Source organism: Streptomonospora halophila (assembly GCF_039542725.1).
Classification (GTDB): domain Bacteria; phylum Actinomycetota; class Actinomycetes; order Streptosporangiales; family Streptosporangiaceae; genus Streptomonospora; species Streptomonospora halophila.
In genome coordinates, this window is sequence record NZ_BAABIK010000008.1 from 1 (window position 1) to 26,732 (window position 26,732).

The following is a 26,732-nucleotide window of genomic DNA, read 5'->3' on the forward strand; positions in this document are numbered from 1 at the left end:
GGCCGCCGGTGCCGCGGGCGCCGGAGCGGGCGCCGCGGCGCCGGGCGCGGCACCGGGCGGCTGGACCTCCGCACCCGAGGCCGGCGCGGCCGGGAGCACGATGGGCGCAGGCCCCGACCAGACCCGGGTCGGCGGTGCGGACCAGACACGCGTCGGCGGGGCCGACCAGACGATGCGCGCCGGTGCGGGCGGCGCGGACCAGACCCGGGTCGGCGGCGCCCCCGACGAGGCCCCCTCACCGCAGCAGGCCGGCATGCTCGGCACCTACGGGGCCGACGACTCCGCGGCGGCGGGCCCGAGCACGCAGTACTTCAACTCGACGCTGCGTCCCGAGGACTTCCGCGACATCCTCACGCCGGTCGACGAGCGCCCCGTCGCTCGCGGGGCGGACCGCGGCGAGACCGAGGAGCGCGGAGGGCTCTTCGACAGGTTCCGCCGCTCGGGCGGCGACAGCCTCGGCGACTACATCGACACCAGCGGCGAGGACGACCACGACAGCGGCTACGACCGCGGACACGACGCCCGCCCGCTGCCGTGGCTGCTGCTCATCCCTGCGCTGGCGTTCCTGGCCGGCCTCTGCCTGACCGTTCCGGTCCTGGGCCTGATCGTGGGACTGCTCACAGCGAGCGTCCTCGGCGCGCTGGAGACGGTCAAGAGCGAGCACGCGCGGCGCCTGCAGACGCGCGGCCCGCGCAGCTCCGACAACGCGGTCATCGTGCTGAGCATGCCCTGGGCCCTGCTGCGCACGCTCGGCCGCAACCTGCTCTACGGGTTGGGCTACCTGCTCGCCGGAATCGTGGTCGGCATCGTGATCACGCTGCTGACCAGCGACGGCACCAATACGCCGAACTTCGTGGGCTCCTACGCGTTCGCCATCGTCGTGGTGCTCAGCTTCCTGGGGCCCAACGGACGCGGCGCCGTGCGCCAGGCGCGCTCGGCCATCGACTCCGTCACCGTCCGCAGCCCCTACGTCTACTGGGGCGTGATCGTCGTATCGGTGCTGCTCGCGATGCTGGTGTGCTCCTACGGGATCGGCGCGGCGCCGTCGTGGTGGCTGATGGGCAACGGTCCTTCGGGCTGGGCGCTCTTCGGCGGCTGACCCCGCCCGCCCGCGTCCGCGAGCCGGGCCGACCGCTTCGGCGCCCTTGCCCGGCCCGTCCGGGCGGGGGCGCGTTCGCCCCAGGGGCTACTAGCCAGTAACATCGGGATGGCAGAGCGGAAACCGCAGGCGGGAGGCGTGACGGGAACGCCCCCGCCACCCGATGGCAGCAGTGCATCTGGCACCGTAAGGGGCCACGGGCGCGCCAGCGCCCGCGCCGTCCGAGTGGGCGACGCATGGGAGTGCAGGGAGGTCGGCCACCGGCCATGAATATTGTCGTATTGGTCAAGCAGGTCCCGGACACGGCGACCGAGCGCAAACTCTCGTCGGACGACAACACGCTGGACCGCGCGGCGTCCGACGGCGTCATCAACGAACTCGACGAGTACGCCATCGAAGAGGCGCTGCTCCTCAAGGAGAAGCACGGCGGCGAGGTCACCGTCTTGACGATGGGACCCGACCAGGCCACCGACTCCATCCGCAAGGCGCTGTCCATGGGCGCCGACAAGGCCGTCCACCTCGTGGACGACGCGCTGCACGGCTCCGACGCGCTGCAGACGGCCTACGCGCTGTCCAAGGCGCTGGGCACCGTCGAGTTCGACCTCGTGGTGCTCGGCTCGGAGTCCACCGACGCCCGCACCGGCGTGGTCGGCGCGGCTCTGGCCGAGTACCTGGGCCTGCCGCAGCTCACCCTCGCGGGCAAGGTCGACGTCGACGGCTCGGCCATCCGCATCCAGCGCGCCACCGACTACGGCTACGACGTCGTCGAGGCGCAGCTGCCCGCGGTCGTCTCCGTGATCGAGAAGATCAACGAGCCGCGGTACCCCTCGTTCAAGCTGATCATGCAGGCGAAGAAGAAGCCGGTGGAGAAGCTTTCGACCGCCGACGCCGGCATCGACACCGCGCAGGTCGGGGTGGCCGACGCCGGCACCGAGACCACCGACTTCGCGCCGGCCCCGCCCCGGGCCGCCGGCACCGTCGTCAAGGACGAGGGCGACGGCGGCGCCAAGGCCGCGGAGTTCCTCGCCGAGAAGAAGTTCGTATAGGTCCGGCGGAGACGAAGGAAGGATTGACAGATGGCTGAGGTCCTCGTCCTCGTCGACCACGTCGACGGAGAGGTCAAGAAGGTCACCACCGAGCTGCTGACCGCCGCCCGCCGCATCGGCGAGCCCGCGGCCGTGTGGGTCGGCGGCGGCGCCGAGTCCGGCAAGGCCAAGCTGGCCGAGTTCGGCGCGGAGAAGGTCTACACGGCCGCGGCCGAGCTGAACGACTTCGTGGTCGCGCCCAAGGCCGAGCTGCTGGCGAAGCTGGCCGGCGAGAAGTCGGCCGCGGCCGTGCTCGTCTCGGCCACCCCCGAGAACAAGGAGATCGCCGGGCGGACCGCCGTCAAGCTCGGCTCGGGCGTGCTGACCGACGTCGTCGACATCACCGGCGACCTGGTCGCCGAGCACAGCGTCTTCGGCGGCGCGACCATCACCCACGCCCGGGTGCGCTCGGGCGTTCCGGTCGTGGCGGTGCGCCCCAACTCGGTTCCGGCCGAGCCCGCCCCGGGCGCCGCCGAGCTGGAGGAAGCCGAGGTCGAGCTCTCCGAGGCCGCCACCGGCGCCAAGGTCGTCGAGCGCGTCGTGCAGGAGAAGGGCGCGCGCCCCGAGCTGACCGAGGCGGCCATCGTGGTCTCCGGCGGGCGCGGTGTGGGCTCCGACGACTTCTCGGTGGTCGAGGCGCTGGCCGACTCGCTGGGCGCGGCCGTGGGCGCCTCCCGCGCGGCGGTCGACTCCGGTTGGTACCCCAACCAGTTCCAGGTGGGCCAGACCGGAAAGACGGTGAGCCCCAACCTCTATGTGGCCCTGGGGATCTCCGGCGCGATCCAGCACCGCGCCGGCATGCAGACCTCGAAGAACATCGTCGCGGTCAACAAGGACCCCGAGGCACCGATCTTCGAGCTGGCGGACTTCGGTGTGGTCGGCGACCTGCACACTGTGGCGCCGCAGCTCACCGAGGAGATCGACAAGCGCAAGTAGGCGCCGGGCCGGCAGGGCACGGCAGCGCGCGCGGTCCGGGCACGGCCGGGGCCGCGCGCCCGTGCGCGGGGCGGCGCCCGCCGGCGGGGCCGGGGGACCGCGGGAGACCGCACCGCCGTATCCTGGAAACGCCATGGTGTACCTGGATCACGCCGCCACGACCGCCGTCCGGCCCGAAGCCGTCGCGGACATGACCGAGGAGTTCGGCCTCCTCGGCAACCCCTCGTCCCTGCACGGGGCCGGCCGCCGGGCCCGGCGCACCGTCGAGGAGGCCCGCGAAAGCGTCGCCGACTCCCTCGGCTGCACCCCCAACGAGGTCGTCTTCACCGGCGGCGGCACCGAGGCCGACAACCTCGCCCTCAAAGGGCTGTTCTGGGCGCGCAACCGGGCCGACCCCGCCCGCCGGCGCATCCTCGCCAGCGCGGTCGAGCACCACGCCGTGCTCGACCCCGTGCACTGGCTGGCCGAACAGCAGAACGCGGTCTTCGAGGAGTTGCCCGTCGACTCCTTCGGCCGGGTCTCGCCCGAGGGACTCCGCGCCGCCATCGCCCGCAACCCCGGCGACGTCGCCGTCGTGTCGGTCATGTGGGCCAACAACGAGGTCGGCACCGTGCAGCCGGTGTCCGAGCTGGCCGCCGTCGCCCGTGAGCACGGCATCCCCTTCCACACCGACGCCGTGCAGGCGGTGGGCGCCGAACCGGTCGACTTCGCCGCCAGCGGCGTCTCGGCGCTGACCGTCACCGGGCACAAGCTCGGCGGCCCCACCGGCGCCGGAGCGCTGCTCCTGGCGCGCGGCACCGACCCGGTGCCCGTGCTGCACGGCGGCGGCCAGGAGCGCGAGGTCCGCTCGGGCACGCTGATGACCCCGCTGCTGCGCGGGTTCGCCACCGCACTGCGTCTCGCCGTCGACGAGCGCGAGGAGCACGCGCGCGATCTCGCGCGGATGCGCGACGACCTGGTCGCGGCCGTGCGCGAGCGGGTGCCCGACGCCGAACTGAACGGGCACCCCGAACTCCGGCTGCCCGGCAACGCCCACCTGTCCTTCCCCGGCTGCGAGGGCGACGCGCTGCTGATGCTGCTGGACGCCCGCGGCATCGCGTGCTCGACCGGCTCCGCCTGCTCTGCGGGCGTGGCGCAGGCCAGTCACGTGCTGCTGGCCATGGGTGCCGACCCCGAGACCGCCCGCAGCTCTCTGCGGTTCTCGCTGGGCCGGGGCTCGACCCGCGCCGACGTCGACGCGTTGGGCGAGGCCATCGGCCCCGCCGTGGAGCGCGCCCGCGCCGCCCGGCGCAAGCGCCGCGCGGCCTGAGGCCGGCCACGCCCCGGCCGGTCCTCGGCAGGCCGCCCGCGGCCGTCAGCCGCCCAGTTGGCGGCGGATCGGGCGCATCAGCTGGTCGATGGTCTGCCACTCCGGGTCGAGGCGGCTCTGCAGCGTCGGCTGGCCCTCGGTCCACGCGCGCACCGCGGGCTCGAAGTCGCTCAGCACGCCGGAGTCGGGGTCGAGGTAGAAGTAGAACTGGCGCTGGCCGCCCGAGGTCTGCTGCGCCAGCAGCGCGCCGTTGTCGCCCAGCAGGGTGCGCAGGCCCTCGGTGAACTCCGCCAGCGCGGTCGCGGAGGGCTCGGCCGGCAGCCGGTCGCTGTCGCTGTTGGTGTAGGGCAGCGCGACGTGCACGTACAGGGTCAGCGCCGGGAAGTCGCGGCGGTGCAGCGGGTGGCGCACCGCGATCTCGATGATGCCGCGCAGCGGCACCCGCCCCTGCAGGGTCACCCAGCCGCCGCTGCCCATGGTGCTCGCCAGCTGCTCGACCACCGACGGCATGGACGCCGGCGGCAGCGGGTCCAGCGGCTTCTCCACCAGCGGCTCGACCTTGGAGATCCAGCGCACGTAGTCGTCCTCGCCGAGCGCGAGCAGCACCACCCGCTCGCTCACGCCGCCGCGGAGGTCGTCGGCCAGGAACATGAAGTCGGGGTGGTAGACGCCGATCTCCATCCTGCTGCTCTGCTGGTCGACGCGCATCGCGACGGTGCAGTGGGACAGGTCCAGTTCGTGGCCCTCCCATGCGAGGGTCTTGCCCAGCCGGTCGTGGTCGCGCGGGAACGCGGGGAAGAACCGCCAGCCCGGCTCCTGCGGCGCCGCCCGCGCCCAGCGCTCGGTGAGCACCCGCGCCTGGTCGTCGGACCCCGCGCTGAGTGTCAGGGCGTAGTCGCCGGCGTTCTCCAGGGAGGCCAGCGGGTCGTCGAGGGCCGCCAGGCGCTCCAGCAGCCGACCGGGGTCGCTGTCCTCGTCCAGATCCAGGTCGCCCGTGTCGCCCGGCCCGCCGCCGGACGCCCGGGGCGCCGTGCCGACCTGCCACGTCACGTCGGGGTGGATGCGCCGGACCGCCTCCTTCAGCCGGTCGGCGACGTCCTGGGGCAGTTGGGTGCCGCTCTCGGCCAGAGCCGCCAGGGGAGCCCGGAACTCGGGCCACTGGCGCCAGAACGCGTCGACGGCGACGGCGGAGTCGGACTGCGTTGAGCGGCGGCGACGGAACAGAGCCATGGTCATGATTTTTGCAGAGCCGGGAGACCGCCGCGCCACACCACGGGGCGCGGCGCCCCGCGGGGGCGGGGGTTCGGCGGCGTGTGCGAAACCCGGTCGAGAGGGGGCCGCGCGTGCGCATAGTCTGGAAGGCGCTATGACTTTGCGTGTACTGGCCGCCATGTCCGGCGGCGTCGACTCCGCCGTCGCCGCGGCCCGGGCCGCCGAGGCCGGCCACGACGTCACCGGCGTGCACCTGGCCCTTTCCAAGAACCCCCAGTCCTATCGCACCGGCGCCCGCGGCTGCTGCACGGCCGAGGACTCCCGCGACGCGCGGCGGGCCGCCGACGTCATCGGCATCCCGTTCTACGTCTGGGACATGGCCGAGGAGTTCGACCGCGACGTCGTGCAGGACTTCGTCGCCGAGTACGCGGCGGGGCGCACGCCCAACCCGTGCCTGCGCTGCAACGAGAAGATCAAGTTCGAGGCGGTGCTGGACCGCGCGGTCGCGCTCGGCTTCGACGCCGTGTGCACCGGCCACCACGTGCGCAAGGCCGGCGGCCGGCTGCGGCGCAGCGTCGACGCCGACAAGGACCAGTCCTACGTGCTGGGCGTGCTCGACCGCGACCAGGTGGCCCACGCCATGTTCCCGCTGGGCGACTGCACCAAGGACGAGGTCCGCGCCGAGGCCGAGCGCCGCGGGCTGGCGGTGGCCGACAAGCCCGACAGCCACGACATCTGCTTCATCGCCGACGGCGACACCGCCGGGTTTTTGAACACGCGGCTGGAGGGCGGGCCGGGCCCGATCAAGGACGAGTCCGGCGAGGTCCTGGGCACGCATCAGGGTGCGCACACCTACACCGTCGGCCAGCGCAAGGGGCTCAACCTGGGCGGCGCGGCCGAGCGCCGCTATGTGCTCTCCATCGAGCCGGTGGACAACACCGTGACGGTCGGGCCGCGCGAGTCGCTGCGCGTCGACGAGATCACCGCCGAGCGCCCGGTGTGGAGCGGCGGCGCCCCCTTCGCCGAGCCCACGGCCTGCACCGTGCAGCTGCGCGCCCACGGCGAGGTGTACTCCTGCACAGCGGTCCAGCGCGACGGCGAGCTGTTCCTCCGCCTCGACGAGCCCGCAACGGGCGTGGCCGCCGGCCAGGCGGCGGTCCTCTACGACGGCGACACGGTGCTGGGTTCGGGCACCATCGCCGCGACCGCCCGCAGCGGCGAACCCGTCGCCGCCGGTTAGGCCGGGCCGGCCCGGGCCCGGCCCGCGGCGGCGCGGCGCGCCTCGCCCGCAGCGGGTGGGCAAGCTCGCATCCGCGGCGCCTCCCTGTCCCCTGAGGTTAGGTTAGGCATAACATAGTTCGCGCGCCGGTCCCGCCCCGGCGCGGCAGTGCGGAGGGGGTGCGATGGACTACGGGTTCCTGGACGGCCAACCCTTCTGGATCGTCTACGCGGCACTCTTCGCCATCGCCTTCGCGCGCACGCAGACCATCTACTGGATCGGCCGCGGCGTTGGCGCGGGCCTGCACCGCTCCCGGATGGCCGAGCGCATCGGCGAGCGTCTCGCCCGGGCGGAGCGCCTGATCAACCGCTTCGGTCCGCCCGTGGTCACCGTGTCCTACGCCACTGTGGGCATCCAGTCGGCGATCCACCTCTCCGCCGGCGCCATGCGCATGTCCTACTGGCGCTATCTCGCGGCCATGCTGCCCGGCTGCGCCGGCTGGGCGGCCATCTACAGCCTCGGCGGTCTCGCGGTCCTCGCCGTGTGGTGGGACCTTTTCCTGCACTCGCCCGCCCTGGCCGCGGCGGTCGGCGTCCTCGTCGCGGCCGCCGCCACCGCGGTGGTCCTGCTGCGCCGCAGGCGCATGCGCCTGCGCGGCGACCGCCCCGACGAGGTGCGGGCGGCTCCCGAGTCCGCCGCAGAGGCGGAGCCCGAACGCGCCGAGGACTCCCGCTCCTCCTGACCGCTCGGCCTTTGAGGACGGGCGGCTCAGCGGGCCGCCCGGCTGCACCCCCGCCCGGTTCGTCGACGCCTCCGCTCCCGGGCTCATGTTCCGCGTCGCCTTCGGGCCGGCCGTGGCCCGTCGACGCGTCCGTCGTGCGCCGCCTGCCGCGATGGCGATGACCGGGCGCCCCGACCCGTGGGCGTCGACTCCTCCGCCGGAGCCGCCGGCGGTTCGGGATCAGCGAGGGCCGACCGCGCCCCGTTCCCGCTGCCCGCACCGGTCCCGGCGGCCGCGGCGGGGCCCCGGGCCGCCGATCCCCGCGCAGCGTCTGGACTAGCCTTGATGTCGTGACTGAGCAGCGATACCCCTGGCCGGAGGCGAGCTCCACCGGAGTCGGCTCCTTTCCCGGCACCGACCCCGACGAGGCGGTGCGCACCGTCCTCGGCGAACTGCCCGAACTGCCGCACCTGCCGGAGCTGCCCGAGCGCGGCGCGGGCGCCGACGTCGTCGGGCGCACGGCCGGGATGCTGGTGGACCTGCCGGTGGAGGTGCAGCCCGCGGGATGGCGCGTGGCCCAGCGTCCCGGCCGCGACGCCGAGCGGGCGCGCGGCTTCCTCTCCCGCGACCTGGACGCGCTGGAGGAGCACTCCCAGGGCCTGTCGGGGGCGCTGAAGATCCAGGTGGCCGGGCTCTGGACGCTGGCCGCCGCCATCGAGCTGCGCTCGGGCGAGAAGCTGCTGGCCGACCACGGCGCCGTCGCCGACCTGGCGGCCTCGCATCTGGAGGGCGTGCTGGCCCACGTCGCCGAGGTGCGCAAGCGCGTGCCCGGCACCGAGCTGCTGGTGCAGGTCGACGAGCCCTCCCTGCCCGCGGTGCTGCAGGGGGCCGTGCCCACCGCCAGCGGTTACGGGCGGCTGCCGGCCCCCGACATCGTCGCCGTGGAGGCCCGGCTGCGCGAGCTGTTCGCCGCCCTGGCCGCGGCGGAGGCGGTGCCGGCCGCCCACTGCTGCGCCGCCGGCGTCCCGCTGGACCTGCTGCGGCGGTCGGGTGCCCGCGCGGTCAGCCTGGACGCCACGCTCATCGGACGCGCGCTGGACGAGGACGTCGGCACCGCCGTCGAGGCCGGAGTCGGTCTTTTTACCGGTGTCGTGGCGAGTACGGGCGGGGTTGTGTCGGACCCGGCCGCTAACGTCGACCCTGTACGTGAACTGTGGAGCCGCGTCGGACTCGCCCCCGAACAACTGGCCCGCGCCGTGGTCGTCACGCCCACGTGCGGGCTCGGGAGCGCCGCGCCCGACCACGCCCGCGCGGCGCTCGACGCCTGCCGCCGGGCCGCCCGGGTGCTGCGCGAGGACCCGCGGCGCCGGTGATTGCGGAAAGGACGGCTGAGGGTGAGCGCACAACAGCCTACGGCTGACGACAGGGTCCCCGCCGAGGTGCGCGAGCGCCACGCCCAACTGTGCCAGGAGCTGGACGACCACAGCTACCGCTACTACATGGGCAGGCCGATCGTCTCAGACGCCGAGTACGACACGCTCATGCGCGAGCTCAGCGGGATCGAGGAGCGCCACCCCACGCTCGTCACCCAGGACTCGCCCACGCAGAAGGTCGGCGCACCCGTCAGCGTCGACTTCTCCCCGGTCGAGCACCTGGAGCGCATGCAGAGCCTCGACAACGCGTTCTCCACCGAGGAGCTCGACGCCTGGGTGCACCGGGTCGAGGCCGAGGCGCCCATCGACGCCTACCTGTGCGAGCTCAAGATCGACGGCCTGGCCGTCGACCTCGTCTACGAGAACGGCCGCCTGGTGCGCGCGGCCACGCGCGGCGACGGCCGCGTGGGCGAGGACATCACCCTCAACGTCCGCACCATCGCCGACGTCCCCGAGCGGCTCGACGACTCCGCGCGCCCGGCGCCGGAGCTGCTGGAGGTCCGCGGCGAGGTGTTCCTGCCCGGCGAGGAGTTCGACAAGCTCAACTCCCGGCTCGCCGACGAGGGCAAGACCCCCTTCGCCAACCCGCGCAACGGCGCCGCCGGCTCGCTGCGCCAGAAGGACCCGCGCGTCACCGCCACCCGCCCGCTGCACATGCTCGTGCACGGCGTCGGGGCCCACACCGGGGTCGAGTTCACCCACCAGTCCCACGTCTACGACCTGCTGCGCGAGTGGGGGCTGCCGGTCAGCGACCGCTACCGGGTGCTGACCACCCGCGAGGCGGTCCGCGACTACATCGACCACTACACCGAGAACCGCCACGAGCCCTCCTACGAGATCGACGGCGTGGTCATCAAGGTCGACGACGTCTCGCTGCAGCGCCGGCTCGGCTCCACCAGCCGCGCGCCCCGCTGGGCGATCGCCTACAAGTACCCGCCGGAGGAGGTCACCACCCGGCTCGTGGACATCAGGGTCAACGTCGGGCGCACCGGCCGCGTCACCCCCTACGGCGTGATGGAGCCGGTGCGGGTGGCCGGCTCCGAGGTCGAGCTCGCCACCCTGCACAACGCCCAGGAGGTCGAGCGCAAGGGCGTGCTCATCGGCGACACCGTGGTCCTGCGCAAGGCCGGCGACGTCATCCCCGAGATCGTGGGCCCCGTGACCGACCGCCGCGACGGCTCCGAGACCGCGTTCGCCATGCCCGAGACGTGCCCGGAGTGCGGCACCCCGCTGGGCCGGCAGAAGGAGGGCGACGTCGACCTCCGCTGCCCCAACACGCGCGACTGCCCGGGCCAGCGGCGCGAGCGCCTGGCCTACATCGCCAGCCGAAAGGCCCTCGACATCGAGGCGCTGGGCTATGTGGCGGCCACCGCCCTCACCCAGCCGCTGGAGCCCGAGACGCCGCCGCTGCGCGACGAGGGCGACCTGTTCGACCTCACCGTCGACGACCTGCTGCCCATCAAGTCGCTGGTGCTCGACCCCGACACCACCGAGCCCAAGCGCGACCCCAAGACCGGCGAGCCCAAGGTCGTCACCTTCTTCGCCAACCAGAAGGGTGAGCCGAAGAAGACCGTCGAGAAGCTCTTCGAGGAGCTGGAGCAGGCCAAGCGGCGGCCGCTGTGGCGGGTGCTGGTCGCGCTGTCCATCCGCCACGTGGGCCCGCGCGCGGCCGAGGACCTGGCCCGCCATTTCCGCTCGATCGAGGCGATCGCCGAGGCGTCCGAGGAGGAGCTGTCGGCCGTCGAGGGGATCGGCCCCACGATCGTCGCCTCGCTGCGCGAGTGGTTCGACGTCGACTGGCATCGCGAGATCGTCCGCAAGTGGCGCGCCGCCGGCGTGGTCATGGAGGAGGAGGGCGCCGGCGGGCCCCGCCTGCTGGACGGCGCCACCGTGGTCGTCACCGGGTCGCTGACCGGCTTCAGCCGCGACGAGGCCAAGGAGGCCATCGCCGACCGCGGCGGTCGCGTGACCGGCTCGGTGTCCAAGAAGACCGGGTTCGTCGTGGTGGGCGACAGCCCGGGCACCAAGTACGACAAAGCGGTACAGGCCGGGGTTCCGATCCTCGACGAGGACGGGTTCCGCGTGCTGCTCGAAAAAGGGCCGGATGCGGCCATAGAACGCCGACTGAACACGGATTGAGCGTGTTCAGCGCGGTTTCCAGCGGATTCGGTCGTCAGTCCCGGTCGACGGTGTCCGTGCTGGCAGTGGCGTCTACGATGCGCGATCATTAGGCTACCTCTCGCAGCATTTCAGGACGAATCAGGCGATCATCCCAGCTTGCGCCCGATTCACCGAAAGTTCCCGGTCGGCGACACCTGGTTATGAAGGGTCGTAAGCTGAAAAAGGAACTGATCGGATGTAGCTGCTCATTGCAGACGCAAGGACCGGACCGGTCATGGGGGGACCGGAACGGGAGAACGTGACAGGTTTCGTAGCCCCGGCGCCGCGGGGGGAGCAAGTTCGGCGCCGGGCACCGTGAATCCCCCTGAGGACGTCTATGTTGGATCCCACCAGCACCCGGGACATCGGCCCCCGGACCGGGACGCCGCTGTGGCTCTACCTCGCCGGCGTCACGGTCGCGGGCGGCGCGGTGCTGGGCGTCGCGCTCTCCTTCTACGGGCTCGAACGACTGCAGCAACTGGGCGCCATGCCCCTGGTCTGGCTGATGCTGTGCATGGTGATCATCGGTGAGCTGCGCCCCATCGCCTCGCCGCGGACGTCGCCCGACCAGGGCGCCCCCACGTCCCTGCCGTTCTCCTTCGCGCTGCTGATCTCCCTGGGCCTGCCCGTGGCCGGGCTCGTGCAGGCCGTGGCCTCGGTCATCGCCGGGGTCGCCCGCGGGCACTCCCCGCACCGCGTCGCCTTCAACATCGCCCAGTACATCCTCAGCTTCGGCGCCGCCGACCTGGTGCTGACCCTGCTGCTCACCCGGGGCTCCGAGCCGCCCCACTCGGTGACGGGGCCCGACCTCGCCGGGCTCGCCCTCGCCGGCGCGGTCTACTTCGGCTGCAACGTGGTGCTGGTCGACGCCGCCGTCGCGATCCACGAGCGCGCGCCGCTGGGCGCCACCCTGCGCAAGGACATCGGCCAGCGCCTGTTCGTCCACGGCGTCCTGCTCAGCCTCGCGCCGCTGGTGTCGGTGGCCATGACCCACGAGATCTGGCTCGTGCCGCTGTTCTTCTTCCCCCTGGCCGCCCTCTACACCAGCGCCACACTGTCGGTGAAGCGCGAGCACCAGGCCAACCACGACGAGCTGACCGGGCTGGCCAACCGCAAGCTGCTGATTCTGCGCACCCAGGAGGCGCTGGCCGAAGCCCAGCAGCGCAAGAGCCGCGTGGGCCTGCTGCTGCTCGACCTCGACCGCTTCAAGGAGGTCAACGACACCCTGGGGCACCCCACCGGCGACCGCCTGCTGCAGACCGTCGCGCGGCGGCTGACCCACAGCGTGCGCCCCGGCGACCTGGTCGCCCGCCTCGGCGGCGACGAGTTCGCGGTGCTGCTGCCGCAGGTGCGCGACGCCGCCTCCGCCCGCGAGGTCGCCGCCCGGCTGCGCGTATCCCTGGCCGAGCCCATGCGCCTGGACGGCATGGACTTCGACCTGGAGGCAAGCGTGGGTATCGCGCTCTACCCCAACCACGCCCCCGACTTCGAGCTGCTCATGCAGCGCGCCGACGTCGCGATGTACGTGGCCAAGGAGCGCCGGACCGGTGTGGAGCTCTACGAGCCCGACAAGGACCGCAACTCCACCGCCCGCCTCAGCCTCTTCGGCGAGCTGCGCCGCGCCCTGGTCGACGACGAGCTGCTGATGTACTACCAGCCCAAGGTCGGCCTGGCCGACCACCGCGCCGTCGGGCTGGAGGCGCTGGTGCGCTGGCGCCACCCGCAGCGCGGCGTGCTGCCGCCCGAGGACTTCGTCCCGCTGGTCGAGCAGTCCTACCTGATGCGCAGCTTCACCCACGAGGTCCTGGAGCGCACTCTGCCCCAGATCGCCCGCTGGTGGGAGGCGGGCGTCCGGCTGCCCGTGGCGGTCAACCTCTCCGCGCGCGAGCTGCTCGACCCCACTCTGCCCGACATCCTCGCCGCGGCGCTGCGCCGCCACGGCGTCGCGCCCCAGGCGCTGCGGCTGGAGATCAGCGAACGGGTCATGGTCGCCGAGGCCGATGCGATCACCCCCACCATGCTGGCGCTGGCCGACCTGGGGGTCTCGCTGGCCCTGGACGACTTCGGCACCGGCTACTTCACTCTCGCGCGGCTCAACGGCCTGCCCGTGGAGGAGATCAAGATCGACGAGTCCTTCGTCCGGCGCAGCCTCGCCGACCCGGACGGCCACCTGATCGTGCAGTCGGCGGTGGACCTGGTCGGCACGCTCGGCATGCGCGCCGTCGCTGAAGGCGTCGAGTCCGAGGGGGTGGCCGCCGACATGCGCTCGATGGGCTGCTACGCCGCCCAGGGCCGCTACTTCGCCGCCCCGCTGCAGGCCGAGGCCGTCATCCCCTGGCTGGTCGAGCACGGCGGCCAGCAGCCGCCGGCCGGCTACAGGGGCCGCGGCGCCAGCGAGGAGCACAGCCGCTCGGCCTGACCCCGCCTGGCGGCACCGGCCCTGTGAACGGGCGCGCCCGCCGCCGCCTGTGCGGCAATAGGATTGAGCTGTCCCGATCCACCGAGCCGCCCCGCCGCCCGGCCCGCGGTGCGCGGCCCCGCGCCGGCGGCTCAACGGAGGGGGCACGTCCGATTCCGCCGAAGAAACGGTTTGCCTACATGTCCGCCATCACCCGCGATGAGGTCGCGCACCTCGCCCGGTTGTCGCGGCTGGCGCTGCACGAGGACGAGCTGGACCAGCTCGCCGCCCAGCTCGACGAGATCATCTCGGCTGTGGCCAAGGTGCAGGAGGTCGCCCAGGGCGACATCCCGCCGACCTCGCACGCCCTGCCGCTCACCAACGTCTACCGCCCCGACGAGTCCCTCCCCGGGCTGACGCCCGACCAGGCGCTGGCGGGCGCGCCCGCGGTGGAGGACCAGCGCTTCCGCGTCCCGCAGATCCTGGGGGAGGACCAGTGAGCGCCACCGACCTGCTGCGGCTCAGCGCCGCGGAACTGGGCGAGAAGGTCCGCGCCGGGGAGACCACCTCGGTCGAGGCCGCCGGCGCCTACCTCGACCGCATCGCCGAGGTCGAGGGCGACATCCACGCCTACCTGCACCTCGACCGCGAGACCGCGCTGGCCCAGGCCCGCGCCGTCGACGAGCGCATCGCGGCCGGCGAGGACCCCGGGCCGCTCGCCGGCGTCCCGGTGGCCCACAAGGACGTCTTCACCACCGAGGACATGCCCACCACCGCCGCGTCCAAGATCCTCGCCGACTGGCGGCCGCCCTACGACGCCACGGTCACCGCGCGGCTGCGCCGGGCGGGCACGGTGATCCTGGGCAAGACCAACATGGACGAGTTCGCCATGGGCTCCTCCACGGAGAACTCCGCCTTCGGCGCCACCCGCAACCCCTGGAACCCCGACCGCATCCCGGGGGGCTCGTCGGGCGGCTCCTCGGCGGCCGTGGCCGCGTTCGAGGCGCCGCTGGCCACCGGCACCGACACCGGCGGCTCCATCCGCCAGCCGGCGGCGGTGTGCGGCCTGGTCGGCGCCAAGCCCACCTACGGCGGCTCGTCCCGCTACGGGCTGATCGCCTTCGCCTCCTCCCTGGACACCCCGGGCCCCATCGCGCGCAACGTGCTCGACGCCGCACTGCTGCACGAGGCCTTCTCCGGCCACGACCCGCGCGACTCCACCTCGGTGGACGCGCCGGTGCCGCCGGTGGTCGAGGCGGCGCGCCGCGCCGACGTCGCCGGCCTGCGCGTCGGCGTCGTCCGCGAGCTCGGCGGCGAGGGCTACCAGCCCGGCGTCCAGCAGCGCTTCCAGGAGTCCGTGGAGCTGCTGGAGTCCCTGGGCGCCAAGGTGGTCGAGGTCTCCTGCCCGAGCTTCGACGCCGCGCTGGCCGCCTACTACCTGATCGCGCCCAGCGAGTGCTCCTCGAACCTGGCCCGCTTCGACGCCATGCGCTACGGGCTGCGCGTGGGCGACGACGGCGGCCGCAGCGCCGAGGAGGTCATGTCGCTGACCCGCGCCGAGGGGTTCGGCCCCGAGGTCAAGCGGCGCATCATCCTGGGCACCTACGCGCTCTCCAGCGGCTACTACGACGCCTACTACGGCTCGGCTCAGCAGGTGCGCACGCTGGTCAAGCGGGACTTCGACGCCGCCTTCGAGAACGTCGACGTGCTGGTGTCGCCCACGACGCCGACCACCGCCTTCCCCATCGGCGAGCGCACCGGCGACCCGATGTCGATGTACCTGGCCGACCTGTGCACCATCCCGTCGAACCTGGCGGGCAACGCGGCGCTGTCGGTGCCGTGCGGCCTGGCGCCGGAGGACGGCCTGCCGGTCGGTCTGCAGATCATGGCGCCGGCGCTGGCCGACGACCGCACCTACCGGGTGGGTGCGGCGGTCGAGGCCGCGCTCGCCGAACGACGGGGCGGTCCGCTGCTGTCCGAGAACGCGTACGCGGTCTAGCGCCGGTCGCGCGCGGCGTCCGCATCGGCGCAGGCCGCGCCCGCGAGGCGCGGGGCGAAGGGCGCCCGGATCCCGACGGGGACCGGGCGCCCTTCGCTGTGCGCGGGCCCCTGTGCGCGGACCCGGCTCCGGGTACGGGCTCGGACGCGGCGGCGGGGTCCGGGCACGAGGCGCGCTGCGGGCCCGTGTGCCGCCGCACAGCGGCTCGGCACCGGAGCGGCCGCCCCCCACCGCCGGCGGGCCCGAAGACCCCGCACACGCGAAAGCGCCCGCCACCGCTCGATCGCGGCGACGGGCGCTCCCGCTGTCCGGCGCTCGCCGGTGCTAGGCGGTGCTAGCTGATGGACGAGCTGCTGCGGCGCTTGCGGCTCAGGTACATGACCGCGGCACCGGCTCCCAGAGCGGCGACGGCGGCGGCGACCAGGCCGCCCAGAGCGGCACCGGTGACCGGCAGACCGCCTTCGTCGTCCTCGTCCTCGGCCGGGGCCTCAGGGCTCTCGCTCGGGGTGGGCTTGGTGTCCGGCGTCTCGCTCGGCGAGGGGCTCGGGCTTTCGCTCGGGGTCTCGCTGGGCGTGTCGCTGGGCGTCGGGCTCGGGGTGGGCTCGCTGGCCTCGGTCCAGCTGACCTTGGCGCCGGCGTCGGTGGAGATCTCCTGGGACTCCGCGGCGATCAGCGTCTGGGTCGGCTTGTCGTCGTCGACGCCCTTGAACAGGCGGCCCATGTGCAGCTTGGTGGAGATGGAGGCGGAGACGCCGGCCTCGCCGGCGGCGGTCCCCTTGGGGATCTGCACGCCGAACTTCGTGCCGTTGGCGACCTCGCCGGCGATCTCATCGCCGCTGCCCAGGTCGACCAGCTTCGCGCCCTCGGGGCCGGAGAGCTTCACCGGCACGCTGTCGGCGCTGGTCTCGAGCAGGAACTCGCCGATGGTCTCGCCGGCCTTGCCCTCGGCCGAGGCCGGGGTGATGCTCAGCGAGGTGTCGGGCTCCTGGCTCTGCGGCTCCTCGACGGCGTTCTCGACGAGGTAGTCGTAGACCTCGGTGACGCCTCGGCGGTCCTCGCCGTCGAGCTCGATGCCGTTGCTGAAGTGCCAGATGGCGGCCTGGGTGCCCGAGAGCGCGGTCTTGCGGTTGATGTTGTCGTAGCCGGTCTTCTCGCGCAGGGTAGAGGTGTCGACCTGCGGGTAGCCGTTCTGCAGCACCCAGTGGACCTTGGCGGGTTCGGCGAAGTCGCCCTTTCCGGGGTAGTTGTCCCAGGCGTCTTCCTGGTACTTCGCACCGCCGCGGATATTGGTCTCGAAGTCGATGCAGTAGGTCCGCAGGACCGTGCCGTCGTCGAGCTTCAGGTTGAACAGCGTGGTGCCGACAGTGCCATCGGTCGTGTGGACCTTGTAGCCCTGCTCGGCGTTGCCGACGTACTCGCCCGTCGCGCCTTCAGCGGCGGCGGGGGCGGCGGCGAGGCCGAGGGCCAGGGTGGCGGCCGCCGCGGTGGCGGCGACCTTGGTGACCGCGCGACTGCGGCGCGTGGCGGGCAGGGGGTGACTCGTTACGCTCAAATCGTGTCCCGGTGAGAAATAGGGGAAACCGGACAGTGCAGTGTTCGCTGTTTCGGGTGCGAACGGCAATTCGGCCGACCAGGGGCGCGTGGGGCGCCGGCTGCTGGTGCGGTGCTCGACCGAAGGTTGATCAGACGCCCCCGGGGGGCGTGGTGCTCGGATCGCCGAGCACGGTAGCGGGGGCCGCGACGGCGATTTCTCGTCTACCGCACCGCCAGATCCTAGCGACCCGGTTCCGGGCTTCCAACCGCCTTCGCCGAATTTATGGGTTCTGTTCTGTGCTGTCCGTTATCCGGAACCTCGGGGGTGGATGGGGGTCTTATGCGGGTGTAGACCGCGCCGGAGCTGTGCGTTCACACCCGGCGTCGGGTGTCCGGTACACCCGGGAACCGTCGGAACACGGGAATCCGGTCGCTCTCGTCAGCAGAACATCTGGCCGCAAGCGGCCACTCGGACAACCCGAGTCACTCCTGAAACGACGTCCCGCGTCACATCGAGCGGCGGTGCCGGGTCAGGTACAGCACGGCGGCGCCGACGGCCACGAGCGCCAGTCCGAGGATGAGGAGGCTGCCCAGCCAGGTGCCGGTGTGCGCCAGGTTGTCGTCGGGGCGGCGGTCCTCGGCCACGACGACGCCCGCGGAAGACGCGCTCGGCGACGCCGCCGAAAGGGCCGAGGAGGACGGCGAGGGAGGCGCCGCGGCGTCGGCCTCGGCGGCTTGGGACGCCGAGGGCTCGGGCCGCGGCGGCGCCTCGGAGGAGGGGGCCTCGGCCACCCAGTCGACCTTCACCGACGCGGTCGCGCCGGTCACGGCCGTGTCGGCGACCACCAGGGGCTGGGTCTGCACCCCGTCCTTGCCCACGAACAGCCGGCCGGGACGCACCCGCGCGTCGGTCACCTCGGCGTAGACGGTCGCCACCCCCGCCGGGGTCTCCGGGGGCAGCCGCAGGAAGAACTCGTCGCCGTCGCCGACCTGCTCGGCCGCATCGCCCTCGGCGTCGGTGAGCCGCCCCTCCCGCGTTCCGCTCACCCAGACGCGCACCGGGCCCGGGGAGGTGGTGTGCACGGTCAGCGGGCCGATCGGTCCGGCCGGGTCGGCGCCTTCCACGCGGTCGGGTGTCAGCTCCAGAGTCGCACCGGGATCGGAGTCGGCCTCCCGGCGGGCGCCCTCCAGCAGGTAGTCGTAGAGCCGCACCGTCGGCGGAAGCCGATCGGAGCCCTGGGGCCGCTCGCGTTCGAGGTCCACGCCGTTGGTGTGGTGCCAGACCGCCGCCTGGGTCGCGGCGATCGCCTGCGCCCGGCTCGCCGCGGCCACGCCGCTCGCCTCACGCAGCCGATCCAGCCCGACGTGGGGGTAGGAGTGCGCGGTGATCCAGCTCACGGCGCCGGGTGCGGTGGGTGCGGCGTTCGGCGCGGCGCCGGCCTCCCACGCGGCTTCGGCGTAGGCGGCCTGCGGGTCGACGCTGGTGCTGATGTCGGCGCAGTACGCCTCGACCGCGGCGTCGTCGCCCACCATCAGCCGGTACAGCGCGGTCTCGGCGGCGCCGCCGCCCGCCAGCCGGATCGTGGCGCCCTGCTCCGTTTCGGGAGCGACGCGCGAGAGGTCCTCGGCCGCGGCCGGTACCGCCGAGCCCCCGGCGAAGGCGAGCGCCGCGGCGGCCGCCGCGAGGCATCGCCGCATGAGTCCGGACATGGGTCGCTTTGCCTCCCCGAGGTGCGGGCGGGCCGGTGCTGGACCGGGGCGGGCGCGGGCGGACGGCGTGCGCCGGGAAGACCGGCGCTCCTGCTCAGGAGCATCAGGTTAACCTCGCGGCCGCCCGGCGGCGGCGCGTATGCCACGAGGTGACGTCGAATCGTGCGCATGCTGTGACATACCGGGTCTGGCGAGTAGTCGCCCTGCCGCGCGCCCAGGTGGGACGGCCCACGGCGCTGCGGCGGCGCGCAGCGCACCGGGCGCTGCGGCGGCGGCCGGCGCCGTCCCCGCCGCGGGCCGGGCATCGGTAGGCTGCAGTGGCGGCCCGCGGCCCACGCTGACCAGCGGGGCGCGGCACGCCCTCGCCGGTTCCGCCCGCGGGACCGCTGCGACGGGCTCAGGACGGCCCCGCCGCCGCTTGCGCAGCGGGGGGCCGGGCCTTTTCGGATACGGACTTCGGATAAGGAAACGGGTTGCGGCGATGGTTGGCGCGGTAACGAGTAGCCCTGCCACGAGCGGTGACGGTCCGGCCCCCGTGGCCTTCGACGACGCCATGCGCTCCTATGAGCCGGTGCTCGGGCTGGAGACCCACGTCGAGCTGGGCACGGACTCGAAGATGTTCTGCTCCTGCGCCACGGCCTTCGGCGCCGACCCCAACACCCAGGTCTGCCCGGTGTGCCTGGCGCTGCCCGGCTCGCTGCCCGTGGTCAACGCGACCGCGGTCGAGAGCGCGATCCGGCTGGGCCTGGCGCTGAACTGCTCGGTGGCGTCGTGGTGCCGCTTCGCGCGGAAGAACTACTACTACCCCGACATGCCGAAGAACTACCAGATCTCCCAGTACGACGAGCCCCTGTGCACCGACGGCTACCTCGACGTCACCGTCGACACGCCCGAGGGCCCGCGCGAGATCCGGGTGGAGATCGAGCGGGTGCACATGGAGGAGGACACCGGCAAGACCGCCCACGTCGGCGGCGCCACCGGCCGCATCCACGGCGCCGAGTACTCCATCGTCGACTACAACCGCGCCGGGATCCCCCTGCTGGAGATCGTCACCAAGCCCATCGAGCACACCGGCGACCTCGCGCCGCAGGTGGCCCGCGCCTACGTCACCGAGCTGCGCGACCTGGTGCGGTCCCTGGGCATCTCCGACGTGCGCATGGAGGAGGGGTCGCTGCGCTGCGACGTCAACGTCTCGCTGATGCCGCGCGGCGCCGACGAGTGGGGCACCCGCAGCGAGACCAAGAACGTCAACTCCCTGCGCTCGGTGGAGCGCGCGGTGCGCTCGGAGATCGAGCGCCAGGCCGGCGTGCTCGGCGCGGGGGAGCGCGTGGTCCAGGAGACCCGGCACTTCCAGGAGAACACCGGCCGCTCCGTCTCGGGCCGCAGCAAGGAGGAGGCGCAGGACTACCGCTACTTCCCCGACCCCGACCTCGTCCCCGTCGCGCCCGGCGCCGAGTGGGTCGAGCGGCTGCGCGCCGGCCTGCCCGAGCTGCCCGCCGCCAGGCGCGCGCGCATCAAGGCCGAATGGAACCTCTCCGACGAGGAGCTGCGCGACCTGGCCAACGCCGAGGCGATCGACCTCGTCGCCGCCACGGTCGAGGCCGGCTCCTCTCCTGACGACGCCCGCAAGTGGTGGCTCAACGAGCTGTCGCGCCGCGCCACCGAGTCCGAGGTGGAGCTGGCCGCGCTCGCGATCACCCCCGAGCAGGTGGCGCGCGTGATCGCGCTGGTGTCGGAGGGCACGCTCACCAACAAGCTGGCCCGCCAGGTCGTCGAGGGCGTGCTGGCCGGCGAGGGCGGCCCCGACGAGGTGGTCGAGGCGCGCGGCCTGAAGGTCGTCAGCGACGACTCCGCGCTGGGCGCGGCCGTCGACCGGGCCATCGCCGACAACCCCGACGCCGCCGACAAGGTGCGCGGCGGCAAGGTGGCCGCCGCCGGCGCCCTCGTCGGCGCGGTGATGAAGGCCACCCGCGGGCAGGCCGACGCCGGCCGGGCGCGCGAGCTGATCCTGGAGCGCCTCGGGGCCCGGTGACCCGCGCGGCGGCCGGAGCGGGACGCCCGCGCTCTGCGCGGCGCGCGGGTCGCGTCCGCATCGGGAGCGCGATACCGTCCGGCGCGAAGAGTCCGCAGCGGCGCGACCCGGTGTACAGCGGGCGGAGTCGCGCGGCGCGGGGCGGTACACGCGGCGCGGGGGCGCCGCTCGGCCGTACACGGTGGCGGCGGCGGGGAACGGGGGAGTCGTTGCACACGGGGAGTCTCACCGCGGTATGCGGCACGGGCGGCGCTGCCATGGGCACATCACCCGCAGTGACCACTCCGTCGCCGTGTCTCTGCTGCATCTCTATCTCAGCGTGACCTTGGGTGACTAGCATGGTCAGGCGGGAACCGGCGGCATGCGTCCACGCGATACGGCTGCCCGGCGGCGCCCCCGAGCCGCTCCACGGTGCGGAGCGGGCGCTGCGGGGGACCGGCCGCAGCGCCGGTGCCCGCCGTCGACGCCCCGGAACAGCCGGGGCGCGGTCCCGATGCCGCGGCCGCGCCCCACAGGGGCGACCCGGCCGCCGCTCGCCGGTCGTGCGGGAGGAGGACCCCTTCGTTGACCGCTTCGCCCGCCGCCCCGGTGATCGCGATTCCCGCACACCCGGCCCGCGGGACCCCGTGGCCGACCGTGCGCGGACCGGGCCGGCAGCGCTCGCCCGGCCGCCGGCAGACAGCGGGGGCACGCGCTGCGGTTTCGCGCGGTGCGCGGCCCCGGACCGGGGCGAGCGTGCCGCGGTCCGCGGCGCACAGCCCCCGGCCATCCCCCAGATCCGCCCCGCAGGGCCGCACCGGCCCGCACGATCCGTACGGGGCACGCATTCCGGAAGGAGGCGGGTGCCTTCGCTGCGGCCCGGAGGCCGCAGGGGACGCGCCCTACCAGTGATGATCACGGTCGCCTCGGTGGGACCCGTCGCCCACCCGGCCTTCGACGCACGTTCGGAAGCGTCGCGATGAAGGCCGACTCGCGCATCTGGCTCGGAGCCATCGTCGCCCTCGCGCTCGTCTACGCGCTGGGCTCGCTCGTCGATGTCGGCGAGACCACCCTGACCGCATGGCTGGGGTCGTGGCCGCCCGCCGTCGCCGCGGCGGCCGCCGCCGCGTCGCTGCTCTACGCCTCCCGCCGCCGCTCCGCCACCGCCGCGGACAGCGAGGCCAACGCCGAGGGCGCCGACGGCGCCGGGGCGCTGCGCCTGCTCGGCTTCGCCGCGCTCGCCTGGAGCGCCGGCGCCCTGGTCTACGCCGTGACCGGCCTGATCAGCACCAACGCCGCGGTCTCGCTGAGCTTCGGCGACCTGTTCTCGCTGGTGGCGCTGCCGCTCCTGGTGCTCGGGTTCACCCGCTTCGCGCCGCTGCCGAGCGGGTTCCGTCCGGTCATGCGGCACGTCACCGACAGCTACGTGTGCGCGGCGGCGCTGTTCTCCATGGTGTGGCTGCTGCTGTTCGCGCCCCTGTACAGCGCGCTGGGCGAAGGCGGCGGGTTCCTCGCGTTCGCGCTGGTCTATCCGGTCGCCGACATCGTCGTGCTGTGCCTGCTGGCCCCGCTGGTGTTCACCTCGCCGCACAGCACGCGGCGCGGTGTGCTGCTGGCCATCGGCGCGTTCGTGATCATCTGCGGCGCCGACCTCATCGGCGCGGTCACCCGGCTGACCGGGGCGCTGCCCGCGGGCGGGATCGAGTACCCCGTGCGCTTCTTGGGCTTCGCCCTGCTGGGCAGCCTGCCGTGGCTGATCCGCGACCGCGCGGGCACCCGCCCGCGCAGGATCACCGGGCGCGGGCTCTACCGCTTCGCCCCCGAGATCGCCGCCTGCGGCGCGCTGTTCGTCGCCGCCGTGGTGCTCACCCTCGCCGGTCTGCGGGTCGACGGGGTGGCGCCGGTGCTGCCGCTGGCGGCCGGTTCGGCGGTGATCGTGCTGCTCGTGCGGATGAGCGGGCTGCTGGAGGAGAACGCGACGCTGTCGCGGATGGTGCACACCCGCGAGCAGCACTTCCACGAGCTCGCCAAGAACAGCGGCGACGTCATCCTCATCCTGGACTTCGACGCCCGCATCTTCTACGTCAGCCCGGGGGCGGCCGAGGCGTTCGGCTACCGGCTCGACGACCTGCTCACCGAGCCCGTCACCGCGATCGTGCACCCCGAGGACATGCTGCGGGTCCGGCAGGCGATGGCGCGGTTCGACCGCAGCGGCGGCGAGGGCATCCACCTGCGCCTGCGGGTGCGCGCGGCCGACGGCACCTGGCGCCACACCGAGTCCACCGCCTCGCTGTACGAGCAGCCCGGCGAGCCCGACCGGCTGCTGGTCACCGCGCGCGACGTCAGCGCCCAGGTGGCGCTGGAGGAGCAGGTCAACCACCTCACGTTCCACGACGGGATCACCGGCCTGCCCAACCGCGCCTACCTGGAGGAGCGCGCGCGCGAGGTCCTGGTGCGCCGCGAGCGCGGCCAGGCGAGCGGCGAGATCGCCGCGATCTTTCTGGACCTCGACGGCTTCACCGCGGTCAACGACTCCGCCGGGCACACCTTCGGCGACTACCTGCTCGCCCAGGCGGGCCGGCGGCTGCGCGGCACCACCGACTCCGGGTTCACACTGGCGCGCTGGGGAGGCGACGAGTTCGCCGTGCTGATCGAGCAGAGCGCCAACGCCCAGCAGGTGGTGGACCTGGCCCAGCGGCTGGTACGGGCGATCAGCGCCGAGCCGTTCCAGGTGGCCGACCGCGAGGTCGTGCTCTCGGCCAGCGCCGGGCTGGCCTTCGCGGAGACGGGCATGGAGAGCGGCGAGCTGCTGCGCAACGCCGACATGGCCCTGGCGCGAGCGAAGGAGCTGGGCGGCGGGGGGCGCCTGGAGATCTACGCGGCGCACATGCACGCCAAGGTGGTGGGCCGGCTGGAGCTGCAGACCGAGCTGCGCCAGGCGCTGGCCAACGGCGAGTTCGTGCTTGAGTACCAGCCGGTCGTGGACCTGGAGAGCTCGCAGGTGACCGCGGTCGAGGCGCTGGTGCGCTGGCAGCACGGCGACGAGCGGGTGCTGCCGGAGGGCTTCATCGGCCCGGCCGAGGAGTCGGGGCTGATCATTCCGCTGGGGGAGTGGATCCTGCGCGAGGCCTGCGAGAAGGTCGCGATCTGGCGGGCCTCGGAGTGGGACATCGCGCTGTCGGTGAACCTGTCGGTCAAGCAGATCCTGGCGCCCCGGTTCGTCGAGACGGTGGCCGGCGCGCTGGCCGACAGCGGGCTGCCCGCCGAGGTGCTGACCATGGAGGTCGACGAGGACGTCCTGCTGGAGAACCAGGGCGAGGCCGTGGAGCGCCTGGCCCAGCTGCGGCGGCTGGGCGTGCGCCTGGCCATCGACGACTTCGGTATGGGCTACGCGTCGCTGGCGCACCTGCGCGAGCTGCGGGTGGACACCATCAAGGTCGACCCCTCGTTCATCCGCGACCTGGGCACGGACGGCACCGTGACCCTGCTGACCCACACCATCATCCGGCTCGGCCAGGACCTGGGCGTGCAGGTGGTGGCCGAGGGCATCGAGCGCAGCGAGCAGTTGGAGCAGCTGCGGTCGATGGGCTGCGGGTACGGCCAGGGCTTCCTGGTGGCCCGGCCCATGGTGGCCGAGGGCGTGGAAGCCCTCGTGGGCGGCGAGGCCGGGATACCGCTGTAGGCGCGCCGGCGGTGGGGCCGCGTGCGGGAGCGCCCGCGCGCGGCCCGGCAGGCGCACCGGCCCGCCCCTTCCGCGCGCCCGTAGCCGGAAACAACGGGCGGCGGGCGGAATCGCCGTGGAATGCCCAGGGAAAGCCCGCGGTCGGCGCATACCGAGACAATTTCGGTGATTCCTGCTGGATTCCGGCTGCGCACGGGCGGTACTGTGACCTGCGTCGCACCCGGATACTGATCCTGGCGTCTCAAATAGTGAGACAAATACGCGTTCCAGTTGACGGGCTCGCGCCCGCTCGGCCATTGTTGTGACCGTGCAGAGCAACTTCCTCATTCTCGTACTTGGTCGGCGCGCAGCCAGCTGACCGGGTCTCTCGCTGCGCGCTCCCTCCAACCGCACCCGCGGTGGGGGGTTTTTTGTTGCTCAAGCACCTCCCGACGACGAGCCCTCTCCGAAGGATCTTGTGATGACCGAGCGGATGACCGGAGCGCAATCGCTCATCAGGTCACTGGAGCATGCCGGTGCCGACGTGGTTTTCGGGATCCCCGGCGGGGCGATCCTCCCCGCTTACGATCCCCTCTACGACTCGGCGAGCGTCCGGCACATCCTGATGCGCCACGAGCAGGGAGCGGGCCACGCCGCCGAGGGCTACGCCTACGCCACCGGCCGCCCCGGTGTCTGCATGGCCACCAGCGGCCCCGGGGCCACCAACCTCGTGACCCCCCTCACCGACGCCCACATGGACTCGGTGCCCATGGTCGCCATCACCGGGCAGGTGGCAACCCCGCTGATCGGCACCGACGGCTTCCAGGAAGCCGACATCTGCGGCATCACCATGCCCATCACCAAGCACAACTACCTGGTCAAGAACGCCGAGGACATCCCGCGCACCATCGCCGAGGCCTTCCACATCGCCTCCTCCGGGCGCCCCGGCCCCGTCCTCGTCGACATAGCCAAGGACGCGCTGCAGGCCGCCACCGAGTTCGCCTGGCCCCAGCGCCTGGACATGCCCGGCTACCGGCCCGTCACCAAGCCGCACGGCAAGCAGGTCCGCGAGGCCGCCCGGATGATCGCCGAGGCGCGCCGGCCCGTGTTCTACGTCGGCGGCGGCGTGCTGCGCTCGGGCGCTCACCAGGAGCTGCGCGTCTTGGCCGAGCTGACCGGGGTGCCGGTGACGACCACGCTGATGGCGCGCGGCGTCTTTCCCGACAGCCACCCGCAGAACCTGGGCATGCCCGGGATGCACGGCACGGTCGCGGCGGTCGGCTCGCTGCAGAAGGCCGACCTGATCGTGGCGCTGGGCGCCCGCTTCGACGACCGCGTCACCGGGCGCCTCGACAGCTTCGCGCCCGGCGCCAAGATCGTCCACGCCGACATCGACCCGGCCGAGATCTCCAAGAACCGCCACGCCGACGTGCCGATCGTCGGCGACTGCCGCGAGGTCATCGCCGACCTGGTGGTGGCGGTGCGCAACGACCAGTCGGCCGGCCGCCAGGGCGACTACGCAGCATGGTGGGCCCAGCTGGACCGGCTGCGCGACGTCTACCCGACCGGCTACGAGGACGCCGACGACGGCACCCTGTCTCCGCAGAAGGTCATCCAGCGCCTCGGCGAGATCGTCGGTCCCGACGCCGCCTACGTCGCCGGCGTCGGCCAGCACCAGATGTGGGCCGCGCAGTTCATCGGCTACGAAAAGCCCGGAACCTTCATCAACTCCGGCGGCCTGGGCACCATGGGCTTCTCCGTGCCCGCCGCGCTCGGCGCCAAGGTGGGCGACCCCTCCCGCACGGTGTGGGCCGTCGACGGCGACGGCTGCTTCCAGATGACCAACCAGGAGCTGGCCACCGCCGCGATCGAGGGCATCCCGATCAAGGTCGCGGTCGTCAACAACGGCAACCTCGGCATGGTCCGCCAGTGGCAGACCCTCTTCTACGAGGGGCGCTACTCCAACACCGACCTGCAGACCGCGCCGCGCGACGCCAAGGTGCGCGTGCCCGACTTCCCGCGCCTGGCGGAGGCGTACGGTTGTGTCGGGCTGCGCTGCGAACGCGCCGAGGACGTCGACGCCACGATCGAGAAGGCGATGGCGGTCGACGACGCGCCGGTGGTCGTGGACTTCTCCGTCAACCACGACGCCATGGTCTGGCCGATGGTCGGACCCGGCATCAGCAACGACAACATCCAGTACGCGCGCGACATGGCGCCCGACTGGGACGACGAGGACTAGAGGA

Annotated in this window: 16 protein-coding genes and 1 pseudogene; 14 read left to right on the plus strand and 3 right to left on the minus strand. The window is 73.3% G+C overall.

The window, feature by feature from the left end; genetic code table 11:
- From ABEA15_RS08830 to ABEA15_RS08845, 4 genes and pseudogenes are all read left to right on the plus strand, one after another.
- Nucleotides 1-1,099: pseudogene (locus ABEA15_RS08830) on the plus strand (hypothetical protein); the annotation flags it as partial.
- Nucleotides 1,100-1,365: 266 nt separating this feature from the next.
- Complete coding sequence (locus ABEA15_RS08835; RefSeq protein ID WP_344143515.1) at nt 1,366-2,145, plus strand: electron transfer flavoprotein subunit beta/FixA family protein; 780 nt, start codon at nt 1,366-1,368, stop codon at nt 2,143-2,145.
- Between the two features lie 30 nt (nt 2,146-2,175).
- Entirely contained in the window at nt 2,176-3,120 is a 945-nt protein-coding gene (locus ABEA15_RS08840; RefSeq protein ID WP_345556241.1) for an electron transfer flavoprotein subunit alpha/FixB family protein, read from the plus strand.
- Nucleotides 3,121-3,253: 133 nt separating this feature from the next.
- Nucleotides 3,254-4,429: a cysteine desulfurase family protein gene (locus ABEA15_RS08845; protein ID WP_344143512.1), complete on the plus strand. Its 1,176-nt coding sequence runs from the start codon at nt 3,254-3,256 to the stop codon at nt 4,427-4,429.
- Nucleotides 4,430-4,474: 45 nt separating this feature from the next.
- Here the strand turns inward: ABEA15_RS08845 and ABEA15_RS08850 are convergent, their stop codons facing one another.
- On the minus strand, nt 4,475-5,659 hold the full coding sequence (locus tag ABEA15_RS08850) for a DUF695 domain-containing protein (protein WP_345556242.1): 1,185 nt from the start codon (nt 5,657-5,659) through the stop codon (nt 4,475-4,477).
- 136 nt (nt 5,660-5,795) lie between these two features.
- On the opposite strand from ABEA15_RS08850, the gene mnmA reads away from it, so the two are divergent.
- From mnmA to gatA, 7 genes are all read left to right on the plus strand, one after another.
- The gene (mnmA, locus tag ABEA15_RS08855) at nt 5,796-6,881 is read left to right on the plus strand and encodes a tRNA 2-thiouridine(34) synthase MnmA (RefSeq protein WP_345556243.1); all 1,086 of its coding nucleotides are present in this window, start codon (nt 5,796-5,798) and stop codon (nt 6,879-6,881) included.
- A 163-nt stretch (nt 6,882-7,044) separates the two neighbouring features.
- Nucleotides 7,045-7,602 (plus strand): DedA family protein, encoded by a 558-nt coding sequence (locus ABEA15_RS08860; protein WP_345556244.1) that lies wholly within the window; start codon nt 7,045-7,047, stop codon nt 7,600-7,602.
- 329 nt (nt 7,603-7,931) lie between these two features.
- The gene (locus tag ABEA15_RS08865; RefSeq protein WP_345556245.1) at nt 7,932-8,954 is read left to right on the plus strand and encodes a methionine synthase; all 1,023 of its coding nucleotides are present in this window, start codon (nt 7,932-7,934) and stop codon (nt 8,952-8,954) included.
- A 21-nt stretch (nt 8,955-8,975) separates the two neighbouring features.
- A complete protein-coding gene (ligA, locus tag ABEA15_RS08870) occupies nt 8,976-11,153 on the plus strand; it encodes an NAD-dependent DNA ligase LigA (RefSeq protein ID WP_344143507.1) in 2,178 nt (725 codons plus the stop codon).
- A 358-nt stretch (nt 11,154-11,511) separates the two neighbouring features.
- Nucleotides 11,512-13,593 carry a putative bifunctional diguanylate cyclase/phosphodiesterase gene (locus ABEA15_RS08875; RefSeq protein ID WP_345556246.1) on the plus strand — a complete coding sequence of 694 codons (2,082 nt, stop codon included), beginning with the start codon at nt 11,512-11,514 and terminating at the stop codon, nt 13,591-13,593.
- 179 nt (nt 13,594-13,772) lie between these two features.
- Nucleotides 13,773-14,072 carry an Asp-tRNA(Asn)/Glu-tRNA(Gln) amidotransferase subunit GatC gene (gatC, locus tag ABEA15_RS08880; protein ID WP_344143505.1) on the plus strand — a complete coding sequence of 100 codons (300 nt, stop codon included), beginning with the start codon at nt 13,773-13,775 and terminating at the stop codon, nt 14,070-14,072.
- Nucleotides 14,069-15,571 (plus strand): Asp-tRNA(Asn)/Glu-tRNA(Gln) amidotransferase subunit GatA, encoded by a 1,503-nt coding sequence (gatA, locus tag ABEA15_RS08885; protein ID WP_344143504.1) that lies wholly within the window; start codon nt 14,069-14,071, stop codon nt 15,569-15,571. Before gatC ends, gatA begins: the two co-directional genes overlap by 4 nt.
- Nucleotides 15,572-15,905: 334 nt before the next feature.
- Here the strand turns inward: gatA and ABEA15_RS08890 are convergent, their stop codons facing one another.
- Both ABEA15_RS08890 and ABEA15_RS08895 read right to left on the minus strand, forming a co-directional pair.
- A complete protein-coding gene (locus ABEA15_RS08890; protein ID WP_345556247.1) occupies nt 15,906-17,123 on the minus strand; it encodes a thioester domain-containing protein in 1,218 nt (405 codons plus the stop codon).
- Between the two features lie 488 nt (nt 17,124-17,611).
- Nucleotides 17,612-18,814, minus strand: coding sequence for a thioester domain-containing protein (locus tag ABEA15_RS08895; RefSeq protein WP_345556248.1), 1,203 nt, complete (start codon nt 18,812-18,814; stop codon nt 17,612-17,614).
- A 481-nt stretch (nt 18,815-19,295) separates the two neighbouring features.
- Here ABEA15_RS08895 and gatB point away from each other — a divergent pair, with 481 nt between their 5' ends.
- From gatB to ABEA15_RS08910, 3 genes are all read left to right on the plus strand, one after another.
- Nucleotides 19,296-20,846 carry an Asp-tRNA(Asn)/Glu-tRNA(Gln) amidotransferase subunit GatB gene (gene gatB, locus ABEA15_RS08900; protein WP_345556249.1) on the plus strand — a complete coding sequence of 517 codons (1,551 nt, stop codon included), beginning with the start codon at nt 19,296-19,298 and terminating at the stop codon, nt 20,844-20,846.
- 958 nt (nt 20,847-21,804) lie between these two features.
- Complete coding sequence (locus tag ABEA15_RS08905; RefSeq protein ID WP_344143500.1) at nt 21,805-24,507, plus strand: putative bifunctional diguanylate cyclase/phosphodiesterase; 2,703 nt, start codon at nt 21,805-21,807, stop codon at nt 24,505-24,507.
- Nucleotides 24,508-24,877: 370 nt separating this feature from the next.
- Nucleotides 24,878-26,728, plus strand: coding sequence for an acetolactate synthase large subunit (locus ABEA15_RS08910; protein ID WP_344143561.1), 1,851 nt, complete (start codon nt 24,878-24,880; stop codon nt 26,726-26,728).
- The last annotated feature ends 4 nt before the right edge of the window (nt 26,729-26,732 follow it).